The 19,532-nt window shown below is 67.7% G+C and carries 15 protein-coding genes and 2 pseudogenes; 7 read left to right on the forward strand and 10 right to left on the reverse strand.

Annotation, left to right across the window (positions count from 1 at the left end; all coding sequences use genetic code 11):
* Positions 1 to 531 precede the first annotated feature (531 nt).
* The 8 genes and pseudogenes from ACODNG_RS01785 to ACODNG_RS01820 form a co-directional block, all read right to left on the reverse strand.
* Entirely contained in the window at positions 532 to 1,551 is a 1,020-nt protein-coding gene (locus ACODNG_RS01785; RefSeq protein WP_434522182.1) for a hypothetical protein, read from the reverse strand.
* Positions 1,552 to 1,797: 246 nt separating this feature from the next.
* The gene (locus ACODNG_RS01790) at positions 1,798 to 2,268 is read right to left on the reverse strand and encodes a Rieske (2Fe-2S) protein (protein WP_434522183.1); all 471 of its coding nucleotides are present in this window, start codon (positions 2,266 to 2,268) and stop codon (positions 1,798 to 1,800) included.
* Between the two features lie 4 nt (positions 2,269 to 2,272).
* Positions 2,273 to 3,643, reverse strand: a complete 1,371-nt coding sequence (locus ACODNG_RS01795; protein WP_434522184.1) for a geranylgeranyl reductase family protein — start codon at positions 3,641 to 3,643, stop codon at positions 2,273 to 2,275.
* A 150-nt stretch (positions 3,644 to 3,793) separates the two neighbouring features.
* On the reverse strand, positions 3,794 to 4,840 hold the full coding sequence (locus tag ACODNG_RS01800) for an ABC transporter permease (RefSeq protein WP_434522185.1): 1,047 nt from the start codon (positions 4,838 to 4,840) through the stop codon (positions 3,794 to 3,796).
* A complete protein-coding gene (locus tag ACODNG_RS01805; RefSeq protein ID WP_434522186.1) occupies positions 4,833 to 6,155 on the reverse strand; it encodes an ABC transporter permease in 1,323 nt (440 codons plus the stop codon). The genes ACODNG_RS01800 and ACODNG_RS01805 overlap by 8 nt, the downstream gene beginning before the upstream one ends.
* Positions 6,152 to 7,781: pseudogene (locus ACODNG_RS01810) on the reverse strand (ABC transporter ATP-binding protein). Before ACODNG_RS01810 ends, ACODNG_RS01805 begins: the two are co-directional and overlap by 4 nt.
* 170 nt (positions 7,782 to 7,951) lie before the next feature.
* Positions 7,952 to 9,037 carry a BMP family lipoprotein gene (locus ACODNG_RS01815; RefSeq protein ID WP_434522187.1) on the reverse strand — a complete coding sequence of 362 codons (1,086 nt, stop codon included), beginning with the start codon at positions 9,035 to 9,037 and terminating at the stop codon, positions 7,952 to 7,954.
* Positions 9,038 to 9,279: 242 nt separating this feature from the next.
* Complete coding sequence (locus ACODNG_RS01820) at positions 9,280 to 10,824, reverse strand: phosphomannomutase (RefSeq protein WP_434522188.1); 1,545 nt, start codon at positions 10,822 to 10,824, stop codon at positions 9,280 to 9,282.
* 83 nt (positions 10,825 to 10,907) lie between these two features.
* Between ACODNG_RS01820 and ACODNG_RS01825 the strand changes: the two genes are divergently transcribed.
* Both ACODNG_RS01825 and ACODNG_RS01830 read left to right on the forward strand, forming a co-directional pair.
* Complete coding sequence (locus ACODNG_RS01825) at positions 10,908 to 11,186, forward strand: acylphosphatase (RefSeq protein ID WP_434522189.1); 279 nt, start codon at positions 10,908 to 10,910, stop codon at positions 11,184 to 11,186.
* Positions 11,183 to 11,368, forward strand: coding sequence for a hypothetical protein (locus ACODNG_RS01830; protein ID WP_434522190.1), 186 nt, complete (start codon positions 11,183 to 11,185; stop codon positions 11,366 to 11,368). The genes ACODNG_RS01825 and ACODNG_RS01830 overlap by 4 nt, the downstream gene beginning before the upstream one ends.
* Before the next feature lie 623 nt (positions 11,369 to 11,991).
* On the opposite strand, the gene ACODNG_RS01835 is transcribed toward ACODNG_RS01830, so the two are convergent.
* Complete coding sequence (locus tag ACODNG_RS01835) at positions 11,992 to 12,420, reverse strand: winged helix-turn-helix transcriptional regulator (RefSeq protein ID WP_434522191.1); 429 nt, start codon at positions 12,418 to 12,420, stop codon at positions 11,992 to 11,994.
* A 69-nt stretch (positions 12,421 to 12,489) separates the two neighbouring features.
* Here ACODNG_RS01835 and ACODNG_RS01840 point away from each other — a divergent pair.
* Both ACODNG_RS01840 and ACODNG_RS01845 read left to right on the forward strand, forming a co-directional pair.
* Positions 12,490 to 12,941 (forward strand): annotated as a pseudogene (locus ACODNG_RS01840) (DoxX family protein).
* A gap of 94 nt (positions 12,942 to 13,035) precedes the next feature.
* Positions 13,036 to 13,518 (forward strand): VOC family protein, encoded by a 483-nt coding sequence (locus tag ACODNG_RS01845; protein WP_434522192.1) that lies wholly within the window; start codon positions 13,036 to 13,038, stop codon positions 13,516 to 13,518.
* A 561-nt stretch (positions 13,519 to 14,079) separates the two neighbouring features.
* On the opposite strand, the gene ACODNG_RS01850 is transcribed toward ACODNG_RS01845, so the two are convergent.
* Positions 14,080 to 15,093: a hypothetical protein gene (locus ACODNG_RS01850; protein ID WP_434522193.1), complete on the reverse strand. Its 1,014-nt coding sequence runs from the start codon at positions 15,091 to 15,093 to the stop codon at positions 14,080 to 14,082.
* Between the two features lie 139 nt (positions 15,094 to 15,232).
* On the opposite strand from ACODNG_RS01850, the gene ACODNG_RS01855 reads away from it, so the two are divergent.
* Genes ACODNG_RS01855 through ACODNG_RS01865 form a run of 3 tightly spaced genes read left to right on the forward strand, consistent with a single transcriptional unit; the run spans position 15,233 to position 19,531 of the window.
* On the forward strand, positions 15,233 to 16,243 hold the full coding sequence (locus ACODNG_RS01855; RefSeq protein ID WP_434522194.1) for an ATP-binding cassette domain-containing protein: 1,011 nt from the start codon (positions 15,233 to 15,235) through the stop codon (positions 16,241 to 16,243).
* Positions 16,240 to 18,492 (forward strand): PrsW family intramembrane metalloprotease, encoded by a 2,253-nt coding sequence (locus tag ACODNG_RS01860; protein WP_434522195.1) that lies wholly within the window; start codon positions 16,240 to 16,242, stop codon positions 18,490 to 18,492. Before ACODNG_RS01855 ends, ACODNG_RS01860 begins: the two co-directional genes overlap by 4 nt.
* Positions 18,485 to 19,531 (forward strand): ABC transporter permease, encoded by a 1,047-nt coding sequence (locus ACODNG_RS01865; protein ID WP_434522196.1) that lies wholly within the window; start codon positions 18,485 to 18,487, stop codon positions 19,529 to 19,531. The genes ACODNG_RS01860 and ACODNG_RS01865 overlap by 8 nt, the downstream gene beginning before the upstream one ends.
* Position 19,532 lies beyond the last annotated feature (1 nt).

The following is a 19,532-nucleotide window of genomic DNA, read 5'->3' on the forward strand; positions in this document are numbered from 1 at the left end:
CTGAACCGGCGTCGGTCTGGAGCGGTTTTCTGACCGGTTTAAAAGCGGCCGCGACAGATTTTATAAAGGAAGGCGGTGGCGCGCGCCTCGGAGCGGCCGCCTTTGGCGGCCGCGAGGAGCGCGTGCGAGGGAGTCGGCCGGTCGGAGCGAAGCGGAGACCGGCCGACGAGGCTGGGGAGGTGTGAGGTGCGGTGCGGAGCGGGGCGGGACTCGAAGGGGCAGCCGGGAGGCGGGCGCAGGCGACGTAAGGACCGCAGGAGCGAACGAAGTGAGCGACGAGGACCGCAGCGAGCGTGCGCCCGCCTCACGGCTGGGGCTTCGGTGGTGTCGGTGTCGATCGGTCATTTATAAGGGAGCGGACTAGGTTTTGATGGACGTCACCGCGAAGCGGCCATTGCTACTTTGAGCTCTGATGTAGCCCCCTTTTCAGACATTATCGACTGAAACAGCTGGTCGACGAAGAGTGCGTATCTACATGGAAACTCCTCGGTATGTCAGATAATATGTGAATTTGCTATTGACGTGATAAAATTAATCATCCAGTTTCTCATCATCCCAATCACCTAATCCACCACTGATATTATTAACAACTTCATCGTATATTTCAGACGGCATATTATCCCAAATATACAAACAGAGTAGATTGATAGCAACAGGAGTTATAGAAAATCCACTACCATGCCCATGAATTGTATAATTCCTTTGTCCTGTAAGTACATGTAAGTAGTTCTCTGTTGATCCATCTTCTATACCAATTTCATCTCTTCCTCCTATTCCTGCCTTGTTCTTTAACCATTCATTGTTGTACCTAGTGAGATCATTTATTTTTTCAAGAGTTTTGCGAGTGGTTTCATTCGAATCATATTCTTTCCAGTACAATATCTTGTCATGGTAATTCCAAGGGACACCAGGCAGAGGGTCTGGACGCCAAGGACGTTTCTTTGTTTCAGTTTTCAGCCATCCATCACTATCAAATACCGTTGGATCTGACACAAATCCCTCTAAGAGAGCTAATGAAGATGGACCAAGCTGGCTAAGAACATTAATATGCTCAAGATTATATTGGAAGAGATTACTATTCTGTAGTTCCTCGGCTAGACCCTCATTAACGGATTCCAAGCGCCACGGCAAAGAAGCTATTTCCACCATCGTATGAAAATCGCCTACTGGACCGCTTCTGCCTTCTTGAAATATGCTGAAATTATCTTTTTCTTGACTACAGCGTAATAACATATTTCTTGTAAAGGTCCAGTACAAGGAGTGATCACGGGATACAACTGAATTATGGGGGATAAGTACGAGGTCACAGAGATGTCGCGCGATTTTTCTCATTACTTCAATATCAGCATGTGCAGGATGGCGTGGAAATAGAATGAAATGGCTGAGAGGGTGGAAAGTGTCAGTGATTTCGAACGCTTCATCTTGAGGGATCCTATTACCATCTTCGTCAACTGCGTGAATGGATTCAAATATTGGGTGCTTATGGTTATTCAAGAATCCTTTAAGTCGCTCCTCTGCTTTGTTCAGATCGATCCCTTTTCTTTCAACCATATATTCACCATAATGTCAGAAGCACTTATATTACACTCTAAGTTGAGAGAGGCACACTAAACAGTTGATACAATAGAGATTCGGTGTAAGATAGATCGGTGTGCTGACTACACGCTCTGTACTAATCGATCTGTGACTCACTTGTACTGACCGTACCGAGGTATGATATCTCAGTTCTGACGGTCGTAACAAAGCTAGAATATAGGAACACCCGATCACGAACTCGTCTCCCGGACCGTTCTTGAGTTAAAACGTCAAGTGCGAACTCGACGCCGGCCCGTCGCCGTCGCCCTCGTCGTCGGGTAACCCCTCGTAGAGGTACGTGAGGTCGTCGTCGGTGAGGAACACCGCGCCGTCGCGCACGTCGACGTCGATCGAGCGGAGCGTCGTCCCCGCGGCCTCGCCGTTGTCACAGGAACCCTCGCAGGTGTCGAACGCCGAGCCGTGCTTCGGGCAGACGACGGATCCGCCCCGCGTCACGGCGCCGATCCCCTCGCGGTAGAGCCGCTGGTCCTCGTGGGTACAGCGGTTGATCCACGCCCGGACGGGCTGCTCCTCACCGTCGTCCGACCCGTCGCCGTCCCCCGCGCCCCCGTCCGGCTCGTCCGCGCACGGCACGAGGAACACCTCGCGGTCCGCGTCGCCCTCGCGGGCGGTGAACGCCCACGAACCCTGCTCGCGCACGGTCTCGACGGTAGTGAGTCGGTAGTCGCTCACAGCCTCAGTACTTCGCGTCCGCGCCGGTCGTCTCGTACACGCGGTCCATGATGGCGTCGCGCTCGCGGGTCCAGTTGGCCATCGCGGCGGGGCTGGTCGGGTACTCGTCGTAGTGGCCGAGCAGCTCGTCCGCCAGCGACTTCGTCTGGTAGAAGTTCCGGATCGTCCCCCAGTAGCCGAAGCTCTTGACCGCGGCCTTCACCTTCAGGCCGAACGACATCGATGTCGACCCCTCGTACAGCGCCTCCGCGAGCTTCTCGCCCGGCAGCGACGCGAGCAGGCCCATCAGGTCGTCCACGTCGACCGCGGTCGAGAGGACGTTGTACACGTCGAGACCGGCGTAGCGCCCGCCGAAGTGGTCCATCACGCGGGTGTTGTACCGCCAGAGGTTCTCCTCGCTCACGTCGCCGTCCGAGATCGCCTTCACCGCCTGCTCGCCGGCGTACTTGCCCGCGTACGCGGCGCCGGCGATGCCGCCGCCCGTCGTCGGGTTCACGTGGCCCGCGGCGTCGCCGACCGCCATGTACCCCGGCGCGACCGCTGAATCGTAGGGGCGGCGAGTCGGCAGCGCGGCGCCGAGCTTGTCGCGGACCTCCGCGCCCTCGAACTCGGGGCGGTCCCGGAGATCCTTCTTCAGCGACTCGATCAGCTCGATCGGCTCCTCGGTCATCTGGAAGCCCAGCCCGGCGTTGATCTCCGTCGCCGTCCGCGGGAAGTACCAGAGGTAGCCCGCGGCGCGGTCGGTCGCCTTGAACACGAGGGCGTCGTCCCACTCCACCGGCTCCGGCACCTCGACGATCTCGCGGTACGCCGAGCAGAACTGCGAGTACCGCACGTTCGTGTCGAACGTCGTCCCCTCGAAGTCGGCCTTGTCCTGGAGCAGCGAGAGCGACCCGGCGCCGTCGATCACGACATCGGCCGCGTACGTGACGGGATCGCCTTTTCGCACCGCGCGAAGCCCGGTGACGCGCCCCGTCTCGTCTTGGACCACGTCGTTGACGACCGTGTCGTAGTGGAAGTCGACACCCGCGTCCTCGGCGCCGGTGATGATCTGGCGGCCGTACTCCCAGCGGTCGATGACGGCGAGCTCGCCGGGGACCGGGATCTCCAGGATCGTGTCCTCCTGGGGGATCTCGAAGCGGCCGTGGTCGACGCCGGTGTTCGTGAACGCCGGCTCCAGCCGGTCTTTCGGGATCGCCTCGGGGAAGGCGTCCGCGCCCTTCAGCGCGTCGCCGCAGGCGATGTGGCCGGCCTCCTCAGCGTCCTTCCGCTCGACGATGACGACGTCGAGCCCCTCGTTCGCGATCGTCGCGGCGGCGTAGCAGCCGGCGGTGCCGGCGCCCGCCACGACGACGTCGTACTCGTCGATATCCATTACCGGAGCGTGTCGTGCCCCCGGCAAAACTCTTTGCTCCCGTTTCGGTCGGCTCAGAGGCGACGCATTTCCCGCAGCCGGCGGCCGTTCGCCCGGTCCGAAGTCGGAGCCGAACCGTTTCGGGGTCGCCGCGTGACGCCCCGAAGCGGCCTACTCCTCCGTCTCGTAGTGCTCCCCGGCGGCCTCGGGGATCTGCGTCCGGCCGACTAAGGCGAGGACGACGATCACGACGACGTACGGGATCGTCTGGACCAGCGTGTCCGGGACCGCGTAGCCGAGCTGCTGGAGCCGGATCTCCATCGCGTCGAGGCCCGCGAACAGCACGCCCGCACCGAGCGTCCCGAGGGGGTTGTAGTTGCCGAAGAGGTACGCGACGATGGCGATGAACCCCTTCCCCTGGACCATCGTATCGCCAGAGCCGACGAACTGACCGATCGACAGCGCCAGCGCCGAGCCGCCGACCCCGGAGAGGACGCCAGAGAGCAGGACGCCGGCGTAGCGCACCTTCGAGACGGAGACGCCGACCGTGTCGAGCGCCTTCGGATTCTCGCCCGCCGCTCGGAGGTGCTTCCCGAACGCGGTCTGGTTCAGCAGCCACCACGAGCCGACGGTGGCGAGGATCACTAGCGTCGCGGAGAACTTCCACTCGATGATCACGCCGGGGTTCGGCGTGTTGACGCCGCCGAAGAACACGGTTGACATGAACGGCGCGAGCCCCAAGGCGATGAGCCAGACGGCCAGTCCGGCGATGATCTGGTCGGCCTTGAACTCAATACAGACGACCGCGAACACCCCCGCGAGGAACGTCGACGCGGCGATGCCGGCGAGGAACGCGATCCCGAGCGCCGGGACGCCGAGGACGGCGTTCCCGACGCCGACGACCGACGCGGCGTACACCGACACGAACGCCGAGATGATTAACAGTCCCTCCAGCCCGATGTTGATGACGCCCGACTTCTCGGCGAAGATGCCGCCGAGCCCGGCGAGCACGATGGGCGCCGCGAACCGCGCCGTCGACGCCCCGGTGCTCGTCGAGAAGACGATGCCGGCGAGGTCGCCCGCAAGCGAGCCGGGGAACGCGACGCCGAACACCCCGAGCAGCGCGAGCACTCCGACCGTACCGACGACCAGCGAACGCACGTAGCTCGATTCGCCCGCACTCTGGAGCAGCGACGCCGGCGAGAGCGGGTTACGCATCGGTCTCACCCCCGTCGCCGCCGGCGGGCTCGTCCGGCTCCGTCGACCCCGAGCCGCCCGCATCGCTCGTCCCGCCTGCGCCGCCGACGCCCGCGTACCGACCAATTATCCGGAAGAACTCCGGCATCGCCACGAAGAGGATGATGAGCCCGCGCAACACGGCGACGAGCTCCGTCGGGACGTCGGTCCGGAAGCCGATCTCTAAGGCGCCGCCCTTCAGGACCCCGAAGAGGAACGCCGCCGGCAGCACGCCGATCGGGTTGTTCCCAGCGAGGATCGAGACGGTGATCCCGTCGAAACCGAGATCCGGGATCGAATTCATCCACCGGCCCTCAGACATCAGCACCCACACCGATCCGCCGATCCCCCCGAGCGCGCCCGACAGCGTCATCGCTCGGACGGTCGTGAGCTTCGCGTTCACGCCCCCGTACTCGGCCGCGGCGGCCTGAACCCCGCTCGTCCGGAGGTCGTACCCGAGCGACGAGTGTTCGACGAAGTAGTAAAGCGTGCCGATGAAGCCGACGCCACCGAGCAGCGCGATCAGCGCGAAGTCGCTGGAGGCGGGGAACAGCCACGGCTGGAGCTGCGCGTACTCGGGGACGTAGCGGGTGGCGACCACCGAGGAGCCCTCGGCGCGGAACACCTCCAGTACGAGCACGTACGCGACGTTCGCGGCGACGAAGTTGAGCATGATCGTCGTGATCACCTCGTTGGCGTCGGCGTACGCCTTGAGCGCGCCGGGTATCGCTCCCCACAGCCCGCCGGCGACGGCGCCGGCAACGGTCCCGACGACGATCAGCACGACTCCGGCGACCCGGCCCGCGGGGAGCAGGGGCGCGAGCGCCAGGACCGAGAGCGCGGTCGCGAGCGCCCCGACGACGAGCTGTCCCTGCGTCCCGATGTTGAACAGCCCGGCGCGGAAGGCGACGGCGACGGACAGCCCGGTGAAGATCAGCAGCGTCGTCTCCGAGAGCGTCAGCCCGAACGAGAGGTTAAACGGCGACCACCCGGGGTTGAACAGACCGGGGTCGCCGACCGCGAACGGGTAGCCGAGCGCCCCGTTGAACAGCACGACGTACACCTCGACCGGGTCGTAACAGAACCCGATCCCCGTGAACGGCAACGTCCAGGCCGCGGTCGAACACTCGGCGATCCGGCCGGAGACGAGCACGATCGCGAACCCGACGAGGATCGAAAGGAAGATCGCGGCGACGCTGATGACGAGGCGCTCCGCGACGCTCCGGTCGACGAACGGCGCGACCAGCCGAGCGAGGACGGACGGGGAGCTGTCGGTGTCGGGATCGGAGTCGCTCACGCGTCCACCCCCTCGTCACCGCCGGCCGCTCCGTCGATCTCGTCGCCCGGCGAGTCGTCCGCGCCGTCGACCGCGTCGTCGTGGATCGCCGCCCCTTCGACCGATTCGTCGTCGAGCGACTCGCCGGCCATCAGCAGGCCGATCTCCTCTTCCGTCACGGTCGCGGGATCGACGATCCCGGTGAACTCTCCCTCGTCCGATCACCGCGAGCCGGTCGGAGAGGCCCTGTACCTCGTCGAGCTTCGAGGACACCAGCAGGACGGCCTTCCCCTCGGCGCGCAGTTCGAGCAGCCGGTCGTGGAGGAACTCCGTCGAGCCGATGTCGACGCCGCGGGTCGGGTGGGTCGCGACGACGAGGTCCGGGTCGCGTTCGAACTCCCGCCCGACGATGAACTTCTGCTGGTTCCCGCCCGACAGCGACTCGGCCTCCGCCTCGGCGTCCGGCGGCCGGACGTCGTACTGCTCGATGACGGACTCCGCGTGGTCTCGCGAGGCGCGCCAGTCGAGCCGCCCGCCGCGAGCGAACGGCGGATCGTGTTGGCTCCCGAGGATGGCGTTCTCGGTGAGGTCGTACGACATCACCAGCCCGCGCTCCTGTCGGTCCTCGGGGATGAACGCCATTCCGCGCTCGATCCGGTCGCGGCGCGTCTTGCCCGCCATCGGCTCGCCGCGGTAGCGGACGTCCCCGGACGACGACTCGCGCAGCCCCGTGATCGCCTCGACGAGCTGCGACTGGCCGTTGCCGTCGACGCCCGCGACGCCCAAGATTTCCCCGGCGCGAAGTTCGAAGGAGAGGTCGGAGACCGCCTCGACGCCCCGGTCGTCCTCGACGCTGAGACCGGTCACCTCAAGCACCCGGTCGCCCGTCTCTTGGGGCGGCGTCGCGGGGTCCATCAACACCTCTCGACCGACCATCATCTCCGCGAGCTCCTCGCGGGTCACGTCTGCGGCCGCGACCGTCCCGACGTTGACGCCGTCGCGGAGGACGGTGATGTCGTCGGCCGCCGACAGCGCCTCGCCGAGCTTGTGCGAGATGAAGATGATCGTCTTGCCCTGCTCGGTCAGCTCCTCGAAGACGCCGTACAGCTCCTCGACCTCCTGGGGAGTCAACACCGCGGTCGGCTCGTCCATGATGAGCACGTCGGCGCCGCGGTACAGCGCCTTCAGGATCTCGACGCGCTGCTGTTCGCCCACCGAGACGTCCGCGACCGTCGCGTCCGGATCGACGTCGAACCCGTACCGCTCGCTCAGTTCGACGACGGCCTCGCGGGCCGCCGCCCTGTCGACGCGCAGGCCGCCCCACGTCTTCGGCTCGTTGCCCAAGACGACGTTCTCCCACACCGTCATCGGGTCGACGAGCATGAAGTGCTGGTGGATCATGCCGACGCCGGCGTCGATCGCGTCCCGCGGCGAGTCGAACGACTGCGGCTCGCCGTCGAGGCGGACGGTCCCCTCGGTCGGCTGGTAGAGACCGTACAGCACGTTCATCAGCGTGGTCTTGCCGGCCCCGTTCTCGCCGAGTAGGGCGTGGACGCTCCCGCGCTCCACCTCGAGATCGACGTCGTCGTTCGCGACGACCCCGGGGAATCGCTTCGTGATGCCGTCCAAGTGGACCGCCGGGTTCATTCACCCGTAACTCCGCACCGCAGCCTAAAAACTCGCGGATTTCGGTCTGACGACCCCTGTACTGTCGGTCGGCCGACCAAACCGTCGAAAAGGTCGCGTCGGCTATGGTCGCCGCGAAGACGCCGCGATCCGCCGCCGTCCCGCGGTTGAGTCGGCCGACGCCGCACCGCTCAGTTGCTCGTGGTTTCCGGCACGTCGATGTTGCCGGCGATGATCTCGTCGCGCGCGTCCGAGACCGCGGTCGTGATCTCGTCGGGCACCTGGTCGCCGATCTGCTGCCCGTAGACGCACTCCACGCCGTTGGACTCCAGGCCGAGCGCCGTCGTCGACCCGCCCTGGTGGTCGTCGTCGATGACGTTCGAGATCGACTCGTACACCGCGGTGTCGACGCGTTTCACCATCGACGCCAGGATCACGTCCGCGAACGATTCGTCGGAAACCGACTGGTCCTGGTCGACGCCGAACGCGAACCGCCCCTCCGACTGCGCGGCCTGGAACACGCCGACGCCCGTCGCGCCCGAGGCGTGGTAGACGATGTCTGCGCCGCTCTGGTACATCGACAGCGCCGCCTCCCGTCCGCCCGTGGGGTCGCTGTAGCTGCCGACGTAGCTCGTGGTGACGTCGACGTCGTCGGACGCGTAGTCGACGCCCGCCTCGAAGCCGGCCTGGAACCGGCGAATCACGGGGCTGTCCAAACCGCCGACGAACCCGACGTTCGTCGAGTCCGGGTCCGTCTCGCCGGCGCCTGCGGAGAACTCGGTCTCAGTCAGGCGCGCTGCGAGGACGCCCATCAGGAACGAGCCCTCGTGCTCGCGGAACAGGTAGCTCGCGACGTTCGGCTCGTCGACCGTGGTGTCGACAATCATGAAGTCCTGATCGGGGTACTCGGGCGCGGTCTGCGCGAGCGCGTCGCCCTGGTTGAACCCGATGGTGCTGACCAGGTCGTACGCCGGGTCCGTCGATCCGGCGTACTGCTGCTGGAACTGCTCGAACTCGCCGGCGCCGTCCGGCTCCGACTCGTCGTACTCGATGCCGAACTCCTCTTCGGCCTGGAAGATGCCCTGTTGGGCCGCGTCGTTGAACGAGTTGTCGCCCAGCCCCCCGTCGGAGTAGACGATGCCGACCCGCGCCGGCACGTCGCCGTCGCCCCCGTCGCCCCCGTCGCCGCTCGGGCCGCCGCTACACCCGGCGAGGCCGACGAGACCCGCTGCGCTTGCCGCCTTGATGAACCGCCGCCGATCGAAGTCGGATGCCATCTCGTCTGTATCCCCGTCGGAACACGGCATAAATTCGTCGTTCCCGCAGCACTGAGGTGACACGTTCGTGAAAAGAAGCGGCCGTATTCCGGGTGAATTCTCCGTCGACTACGCCATTTTGATCCACGAACCCGGATTTTTCACGGTTGTGAACGGGTCGACGTGCGGGTCGCCGCGCGAGTCGCCGGGATCGACACCCTGTCGATGATCTCGGGGGCGCTCGGGGCCGGATCGGCCGTCGGCTACGCCGCCGCGATCGCGTCCTCGACCACGTCTTCGACCTCGGCGACGAGCCGATCGACGTCGTCGCTTTCGGCGTACACGCGGACGTACGGCTCCGTGCCGGAGGGACGCACCAGCGTCCACGAGGCGTCGTCGAACTCCAGCCGCACGCCGTGGTCGGTGTCGACCGCGGCGTCGGGGAACGCCCCGGGGAGTGCCGTCTCCAGCCGGTCCATGGCCGACTCCTTCGCGTCGTCGGGGCAGGAGACGCTCACCTTCCGGTACGGCCGCTCGGTGACCGGCTCGCGGAGCGCGTCGAGTCCCTCGTCGGCGACGAGCCGCGCGAGCACCGCCGCGGAGGTGACGCCGTCGATCCACCCGCCGAAGCCGACGTGGATGTGCTTCCACGGCTCGGCCGCGAAGACGACGCGGGTGTCGTCGCCGCCCGCTCCGTCCGGGTTCGCAGCCGCCTCCCGAACCGCGGCAATCCCCTCGTGGAGCGCGCCGAGGCGCACGCGCTCGACACGGCCGCCCGCCTCGCGGACGCGCTCGTCGATCCGACCCGAGGCGTTCGGCGTCGTCACGACGACCGGGTCGGCGGCGTCGCTCTCGCGGGTGTACCGCTCCGCGAGCACCGCGAGCACCGTGTCCTCGTGGACGACCTCGCCGTCGGCGTCGACGATCACGATCCGGTCGGCGTCGCCGTCGTGACCGATGGCGAAGGCGAACCCCTCCGCCTCGTCCGCTCCGCCGTCGTCGCCATCGCCGCGTTCGCCGTCGGCGTCGCCGTCGCTCCCGTCGTTCGTCGGACGGCCCGGCTCCGCGACTCCCTCGTTGGCGTCGGCGACGAACGCGCGCAGGTCGGCGAGCGTCTCCGGCGTCGGCTTGCTCCCGCGACCGGGGAAGTGGCCGTCGACGTTGCCGTTGAGCGTGACCACGTCGGCGCCGAGCTCGCGGAGGACGGTCGGCGTCGCGGGCGCACTCATCCCGTTGCCGCAGTCGACCGCGACGCGGAGGCCGTCGAGGTCGGCGCCGAACTCCGCGGCGTACTCGCGCACGTCGGCAAGATAGTCGCCGAGCGGGTCGATCCGGGTCGCCTCGGTCCACTCGTCCCACCGGGCGACCGACTCCTCGTCGGCGACCCGCGACTCGACGGCGCGCTCCGCGTCGCGGTCGAACTCGGTGCCGTCGCGGAACAGCTTGATCCCGTTGTCGGTCGGCGGGTTGTGCGAGGCGGTGAGCATCACGCCGTAGCGACCCTGCGAGGCGTGTGCGAGCGCCGGCGTTGGGAGCCGGCCGGCGCGGCGAACGGCGACGCCGCCGGCGGCCAGCCCGGCCTCCATCGCGGCCGCGAGCGCCGGGCCGGTCACCCGCCCGTCGCGGGCGAGGACGACCGTCGGCTCGGGGGGTGACTCGGAAGTCGATTCGGAGGGCGATTCGTCGGCCGATCCGTCGGCTCGACTCCGGATCTCGGCGCCCACGGCTCGCCCGACGGCGAGCGCGAGCGCCGGCGTGACGCGGTCCTCGACGCCGCCGCGGATCCCGGCGGTTCCGAACAGGTCCATGTCGACCACCTTGGCGCCCGGGAGTTAGTAGGCGTCGGTTGCGGGCGGGGCGTTTAAGCGGGCCGCGGTCCCAACGTCGGGCGATGACCGACCGCGTTCGCGCACACGTGTTCGTCTCGGGTCGCGTTCAGGGCGTCTACTACCGGGCGACGACCCGCGACACGGCCCGCGAGAAGGGCGTCGACGGCTGGGTGCGGAACCTCGACGACGGACGGGTCGAGGCCGCCTTCGAGGGTCCCGAGGGCGACGTTCGGGACATGGTCGCGTGGTGCGAGACCGGGAGCCGGGCCGCAGACGTCGACGACGTGGATGTCGAGTACGGCGAGCCGGAGGGCGCAGACGGGTTCGAGATCAGGCGGTGAGGGAATCGGCGGTGAGAAAATCGGCGGTGAGGGAATCGGATCCGTCGTCGTCCGAAACCGACTTCTCCGCGGCGTCGCCGGCGGCCGCCGCGGTCGGTGCGAGCGTGTACCTCGTAGAGCCGCTCGTGGACGCCGCCGGACTGCTCCGATGGTCGATACGGCTCGACGGGTACAGCCCGTGAGGGTTCCCGTTCGTGATCGCTCTCGCGGTGGGCGGGGTGACGTACGTGCTCCCGGACCTGTACGCGTTCGCGCGACGGCACGTGTGAGAGCGGCGCGGCGGCCACGAGACGCGGCGGCCCCGAAACACGGCGGCCCCGAAACACGGCGGCCCCGAAACACGGCGGCCACGAGACGAGGCGATACGATTTATAAGTCGATGCGCTCGCCTGTGCCGCTCATTTATAAGTGGGGCGGTGGCGCGTGCCGGTGAGCGGCCGACAGGCCGCGAACCGCACGCGCGAGGGAGTCGCGAACGCCCGTAGGGCGTGAGCGACGAGGCTGGGGAGGCGTGAGGACGCGGTTGCGGTGCTGTGCGGGGTGGGACTCAAAGGGGCAGCCGCGAGGGCGCAGTAGGCGATGTAAGCACCGCAGCGAGCGGAGCGAGCGAGGAGCGTGGTTCGAGAGAGCGAAGCTCTCTCGTCATCCCGAAAATCGGAGATTTTCGGCGACAACGAGCGTACTGCGCCCTCGCGGCTGGGGCTTTGGCGGTGTTCGAGATCGATCCGCCAGCAACGATTTATAAATAGACAGCCACGAGTTCGAGGTTCACTTATAAACGGTCAGCATTACCGTTGACCAGATATTACGCGTCGCACTCGGCCAGCCACTCGTGGGCCCAGTCGTCGATCTCCTCGAAGACGGGGGCGAGCGACTCGCCCTTCGCAGTCAGACTGTAGTACGTCGCCACCGGCGAGTCCTCCTCCAGCCGCCGGTCGACGAAGCCGGTCTCTTGGAGGTCGTCGAGCACGCGCGAGAGGGTGCGGGCGTTCGCGTCGGTCTCGCGTTTGAGCTCGTTGAACCGTGCCTCGCCGTTCAACAGCTCGTGGAGGACGACGAGCCGCCAGCGCGAACCGATCTGTTCGAGCGAGTCGACGACCGGACAGGGAGTTTCCGGCGTGGTCGCCGCGTCGACCGGTCCGTTCTCCGCCGTCGAGTCCGCTCCTTCCGCCGCGTCAGCCGCTTCCGCCGCGTCAGCCGCCGCCTCCGCCGCCGAAAGATCCTGTGATGACATCGGTGTTACCTACTAACCGTATTGTCCGGGAAGCGATAAATAGGTTACGTCCGTATAGCAGGTTACACGATGTTAGCTGAAATCACGACGCTACCGCTCCAGTTCGACACCCCGTTCGCGGGGGAGCTCTTCCTGCTCGGCCGGATCCTGTTCGGCGCCACGCTCGCGTTCATGGGTCTCAACCACTTCATGGACCTCGAAACGATGACCGGCTACGCCGAGTTCAAGGGGCTTCCGGCCCCGCAGTTCTCGGTGATCGCATCCGGCGCCGTCCTCGTCCTCGGCGGTCTCGGCGTCGCGGCGGGCGTGTACCCCGTCGTCTCCGCCGGCGCACTCGCCTTCTTCCTGCTCGTCTCCGCCGTGACGATCGGCACGACTTCTGGTCGCTGGACGACCCCGAGGAGAAGCAGAACGAGATGACGAGCTTCCTGAAGAACCTCTACGGCGCGGGCGCCGCGCTCGCCCTGCTCGCGGTCGGCGGCAGTGCGTGGCCGTACGCGGTCGGTATCGGCCTGTTCTGAGGCGACGCTAACGGGGCCGTCGCCGGATCGCGGCCGACGGCGCGGACACCCGACCGCCGGAACGGCTAACCGTCTCGGCGGCGACGCCGAGCACATGAGCAACCCGCCGCCGACGACCGGACTCCACCACGTCACGAACATCTGTACGGACATCGAGGAGACCGCGGCGTTCTACGAGGACGTCCTCGGCTGGCACACGGTCAAGCGGACCCAGAACTACGACGACCCCGGGACGCCGCACTACTACTTCTCGTCGACGCCCGAGGGCGAGCCGGGGACCACCGTCACCTACTTCGAGTACCCGGACTCGCAGGGGACCCCCGGCCCGGGCGCGAGCCACCACTTCGCGTTCGGCGTCGAAGACGAGGCGACCCTCCGCGAGTGGCAGGAGCACCTGCGCGAGAACGACGTCCGCGTCTCCGAGGTGAAAGACCGCACCTACTTCAAGAGCGTCTACTTCACCGATCCCGACGGACTCGTCTTCGAACTCGCGACGCAGGGACCGGGGTTCGCCCGCGACGAGGACGATCTCGGCAGCGAGGTCATCGACCCGTTCGAGGAGGGGTACGAGAACTGAGTGGTTCGAGTGACTCGCGTCCCGGTCCGCCGCAGCCGCCCGACTCGACGGGCGTCGCTCCCTCCCTGACCACCGCGGTCCGATCGGCGCGGCCGGAATTGCCGAGCACGTTCGACGTTCCGGAGTCGGCGCGCTTCATCGTCGTGAGTCTCCAATTGATTCCGTACGGTCGTTCGGTTTTAGACGCCTATGTCTCCGACAATTCGCGGTTCGTTCATCGATCGAGTCGCGGGCGCACCGCTCTGTATTAATTCCTAATATGGTATCAGGACTCATTATCTCTTTTCACGAAGGGTTAATACGGGGTTCCGAGGTAGCAGGAGTCAATATGGCAAGCGATCGCGACACCATGAAAGACGTCTCGCACACAGCGCCGAACGACACCTCCGCGGACGCCGTCTGGGAACGAGGACGGGGACCGGTCGAAGAAGAGGAAGAAGAGGAGTAACGCGCCGAACTTCGCGGCTTTCTCTCCGTCTTCGCGGTTCGAGTACCGACCGGTTCGTCGCGTTCGAGGGCGAATTTGGGTTCGAGCTCGCTACCGGTTTGGGTCAAAGCTCGCTACCGATCGGACGTCTCTCGATCCGGGTCCTCGGCGTCACGGTCCCCCCTCCGTTCGACCGGACTCTCGACCGTCTCGATGCCGAGCTCCTCCGCCTCCGTGGGGGCCCGACCGAGCATCGCCCGCAGCGACGACCACGCCTGCTGCCTGTCTCCGCCCTTCGAGAGCGGGATCCCCGCGAACGACGCCGCCGGGTGGGTGGTCTCGGGACCGAGGTGGTCCATGTGGGCGGAGACCCACGTGAACGCGGCCGAGAAGGCCGTGAGAACAGCGAACGAGGTCCACGATTCGACGGCCGTGAGTCCCGCCGCGCCCACGACGACGCCGGCGGTCACGTAGACGAAGGCGACGAAGATCAACAACACCGTCACCGTCGCGAGCAGGTCGTTGACCGCGGTGACGCGGGCGTTGTAGTCGATCCACTCGGCGTAGCTCCGGAGCAGTCGCTCGTCGAACTCGGCGTCCACTTCGGGCCGAGCGGGCGCGCCGGACTCGGGGTCGGTCGCGGCCCGCGATCCGTCGCCGCGCTCCGCGGCGATCACCCTATCGACGGCCTTGAGGTCGAGCCCCCCGCGGAGGTCGGAGGCGGTGTAGGTGACCGCGGCCAGCCCGGTCGACGCGAGCAGGAGGAGGCCGCCGACCACGGTGAAGGGGTTGAGGAAGGCGGCCAGGTCCACCGTCGTCTGGACCACGATCGACCCGCCGGTGACGACGATCCCGATGAGGAGCAGGTTCGCCTTCAGAATCTCGATCGCCTTGTTGTCGATCTCGCGGAGCCGCTCGACCTGGTAGTCGAACGTGGTGTGAAGCTCCTCGCGGGTCGTCGCCGCGACCGCCGGATCGATCGCGGCGTCGCCGTCCGGACCCTCGGACGCGGCGTCCGCGACGCGGTCGCTCCGATCCTCGGACCCGGCGTCCTCGGCCCGCTCGCCCGGGTGATCGGACGCGGCGGCCCCGCCGGCGTCGTCCGGCGCGTCGTCGCGCCCGCCGCTAACTCCCCGTCGATCGCTCATACCGAGCGTGTTCTCGAAGCCCCGCCGTAAGGCTACCGGCGGTGAAACCCGATGGGGCGACTCGGCGGCGACGAGCATCGTTCTCGCCACCGATAACCACGGGCGTGGGTTTAACCCGGCCGCCGGCGGAGCCGCACGCATGATCGAGGTGTCGGGCCTGCGGAAGACCTACGGCGACTTCGCGGCCGTGGTCGACAGCGACTTTTCAGTCGACGACGGCGAGGTGTTCGGGATCGTCGGCCCGAACGGGGCCGGGAAGACGACGACGCTCAAGATACTCGCCGGACTCGTCGAGCCGACCGCCGGCGAGGTGACCGTCGCCGGATTCGACGCCTCGGACCCCGAGATGCGCCGCCACCTCGGGTTCCTACCTGAGGAGTCGCCGCTGTACGAGGAGATGACCGCGCTGTCGTACCTCCGCTTCTTCGCCGACCTCTACGACGTGCCCCGGGAGGTCGCCGACGACCGGATCGACGCCGCGCTCGACCGACTCGAACTGGACCACCGCGAGCGCCGCCTCGGGGATGTCTCGAAGGGGATGAAACGCAAGGTCGCCATCGCGCGCTCGCTCGTCAACGACCCGGACGTGCTGGTGTACGACGAGCCGGCCTCCGGACTCGACCCGGTGACGACGAACTCCGTGCTGGCGTTCACCCGCGAGCTCCGCGAGACGGGCAAGACCGTCGTCTTCTCGGCGCACAACCTCTACCACGTCGAGTCGGTCTGCGACCGCGTCGTGGTGATGAACGAGGGACGGATCGTCGCCCGCGGGAGCGTCGACGGGATCCGCGAGCGACACGGCGAGACGACCTACCGCGTGTTCACGGACGCCGAGCCGACCGCGACGCCGGCGCTCGCCGACCTCGACGCGACCACCGAGGAGGTCGGCGACCGCTTCCGAACGGCGGTCCCGAGCATGGACGCGGTCGCGGCCGTCCGCGAGGCCGTCGCCGACGCCGGCGGCGAGGTCGTCGACATCCGGAGCCGCGAGCCGAGCCTCGAGGACGTGTTCCTCGACATCGTCGGCCGGCCGATGCCCGGCCGGTACACCGGCGACCTCGGCGGCGATTCCGGGAAATCCGCGAACGACGAGGACGCCGGAGAGAGCGGAGGGACGAAGGCCGCGTCGACGACGGAGGCGACCGAGTGACCGATCGGATCCGCCGTGTCGCCCGGCGGTGCGCGGCCGGCGTCCGCCGCGTTCTCCGACGGCTCGCGGTCGGCGTCCGCCGCGTTCTCCGGGTCGCCAGGTGGGAGTCGGCCCGCGCGTCCGGCGGCGTCGACCGTCGAACTCTCGCCGCCGGAATCGCGCTCCTCCTCGTCGCCGGCGGCGTCGTCGGCGTCGGCGTGGCGACCGGCGTCGCCGGTCTCGACGTCGACCGCGACGTCTACCGAGTCGGCGTCGATCCCGGGTCGCCGTACGCGGACGCGATCGACGAGGAGGCGTCGCTTCGGCCTGTTTCGCCCGAAACGGCGTCGCTCGGCGACTCCGCGGACGCGGTCGTGGTAACGGTGATCCGCCCCGGCTCCGACGACGACGGGACGATCGACGGCGCGGACGTCGAGGAGGTCGTCGTCCGCGCGACCGACACGCAGAAGGGCGAGGCGGCGGCAGCGTCGGTCCGCGAGGCGGTCGAGTCGCACAACGAGCGGCTGATGCGCGCCGAACCGAATCAAACCGCTGCCTTCCCCGTCACCGTCACGCTCCGGTACGTCGGCCGGACGACCGGGTTCGACGACGGCGCGACGCTCGGCGGCGGCGGGAGCGACGGCGGAACGACGGGCGACTCGGAGGACGGGACCGGCGGCGGGAGCGACGGCGGAACGACGGGCGACTCGGAGGACGGGACCGGCGGCGGGAGCGACGACGGAACGACGGGCGACTCGGAGGACGGGACCGGCGGCGGGAGCGACGACGGAACGACGGGCGACTCGGAGGACGGGACCGGCGGCGGGAGCGACGACGGAACGACGGGCGACTCGGAGGACGGAGACGGTGACGCGACCGACGGTCCCGGCAGTGTCGGCGACACCGACTCCGGCAACGCGGACGCGGAATCGAGCGACGACGGCGGCTTCGCGGTGCCGTCGATCGGCGGCGGCGCCTTCGGGGCCGACACGGTCGGCTCGCCGGGTTCGATCACGCCCCCCTTCCCGTTCACCTCGCTGCTGTTGGCGTTCGCCTTCCTCGTTCCGATGAACTTCCTGATCCAGGCGTACGGCTCGTCTATCCTCGACGAGCGGACGAACCGCCGGGGGGAGCCGCTGCTCGTCACGCCGCTGTCGCCGGCCGAGATCGTCGCCGGCAAGACGCTGCCGTACGCCGCGGCCGCCGCGGTCGTCACGTCCCTCATCGCGCTCGCGGTCGGCGGCGGAGCGCTCTCGGTGGTCGCCGTGGCGCCGATCGCGGCGGCGTTCCTCGGGGCCACCTTTGTCGGCGCGATGTTCGCGCGCTCGTTCAAGGAGCTCACCTTCGTCACGGTTGGCGTGAGCGTCCTGTTGACCACCTACGCGTTCGTACCGGCCATCTTCACGAACGTGACGCCCGTGGCGCTCGTCTCGCCGCTGACGCTCGTCGTCTTCGACCTCCAGGACGAGGCCGTCTCGGCCGGCGAGGTGCTCTTCTCGACCGCGCCGATGGCGGTCGGGGCGGCGCTGCTGTTCGGTCTCGGGCTGGGCGTCTACCGCGAGGAGGACATGTTCTCGCAAAAGCCCGTGACGCGGAAGTTCCTCGACGCGCTCGCGGTGCGGCTCTCCGCGATGCCCGCCGGCGCCGGGGCGGTCGGGGGCGGGGTCCTCGACCGCGACCGGCTCCGCGCGCTCGGCTCGGTCGCGCTCCTCACCGCCTGTACGATCCCCTTCGTGTTCGTCGCGGAGCTGCTGGCCGTCGCGGTGCTGTTCGCGCTGCCGGTCACGGTGTCGATCCCGGTGTTGCTCGTGACCATCGCGTTCATCGAGGAGGTCGCGAAGAGCGTCGGACTCTACGCCGGGTTCGAGCGCGGCGTCTTCGGGCGGACCGACGGCGTCGGAGACGGTGACAGCATCGGAGATGGTGACGGCGTCGGAGACGGCGACGGGACGCTTCGCGTCGCGCTCGCGGTCGGACTCGCCTCGGGGACCGGGTTCTTCCTCGCGGAGAAGGTCACCGCGGTCGTCCAGGCGGTCGGACTCACCGACCTGTTCCTCGGTCGCGCCGCCTTCGGCGACGTGACCGGGCTCTCCGGGCTGCCGCCGCTCGCGCTGGCAGCGCTGTTCTTCGCGCCCCTGGTCCTCCACGTCGTCACGACGAGCGTCGCCAGCGTCGGGGCGAGCCGCGGGCGGACCGCGTACGCCGTGGCGCTGACCCTGGCGACGCTGGGGCACGCTGCGTACAACGTCGGGGTGGTGAGCCTTGGATAGCCGCCTGACGATCGCCGGGCGGGAGCTGGCGGGGCTGCGCGCCGAGAAGACGATCCTGCTGGCGATCGGGATCCAGCTTTTCATCGCGATGTTCTCGTCGTTCCTCGTCGTCGGACTCGTCTCGATGTACGACCCGGGCGCGCTCGACGGGGCGGAGATCGAGGTCGCGGCCGCGGGCGACGCGGTCGACGACCTGGAGCGCGCCGCGAGCGAGGTCCCCGGCGCCTCCGTCACGCAGTACGCGGACGCGAGCGCAGCCAGAAGCGCCTTCGAGCGGAACGCGGCCGACGCGGTGGTGGTCGCGACCCACACGGAGTCGGGGCGGGTGTCGACCGCCGTCACCGCCCCGGACGCCACCGTGGAGACGACGGTGATCGTGGTGCAGCTGCGCGACCTGTTGCGGACCTACGAGCTGAACGAGCGCGAGCAACGGGCCTCGTACCTCGAGGAGTCGCCGCTGCCGCTCCCCGACCGGGGCGAGACCAGCCCGTACTTCTCGTTCACCTACACCGTGTTGATCCCGGTCCTCGTCTTCCTCCCGGTGTTCATCTCGGGGTCGCTCGTCGTCGACTCGATCACCGAGGAGTTAGACCAAGGCACGATGGAACTGCTCCGCGTCGCGCCCGTCACGCTCGCCGAAATCGTCGACGGGAAGGCGGCCGCCGCGATCGGGATCGCCCCCGGACAGGCCCTGCTGTGGCTTCTCCTGTTGGAGGCGAACGGCACCGCCGTCGCGAACGTCGGACCAATCTTAGCGCTGATGACCGCGCTGACGACGCTGGTCGTCGCCGTCGCGGTCGGCATCTCGGCGGTCGCGCCCGACAGGCGCGCGGCGCAGCTGCTCTACTCGGTCGCGGTTCTCGTCCTATTCGGCGGGGCGACGGCGATGGCGGGCGGTCCCGCGAACGCGGTGGCGAGACTCGCCATCGACAGCGCGGACGCGACGACGGGCGTCCTCGTGGTCGCGTACGCAGTCATCGCCGCGGCCGCGTACCTCGGCGTCCGCCGGGTCGTCGCCGTCGAGGGCTTCGGTCGCTGAG

It is taken from the genome of Halorubrum sp. AS12 (genome assembly GCF_051122765.1).
In the GTDB taxonomy this organism is placed as follows: Archaea; Halobacteriota; Halobacteria; order Halobacteriales; family Haloferacaceae; genus Halorubrum; species Halorubrum trapanicum.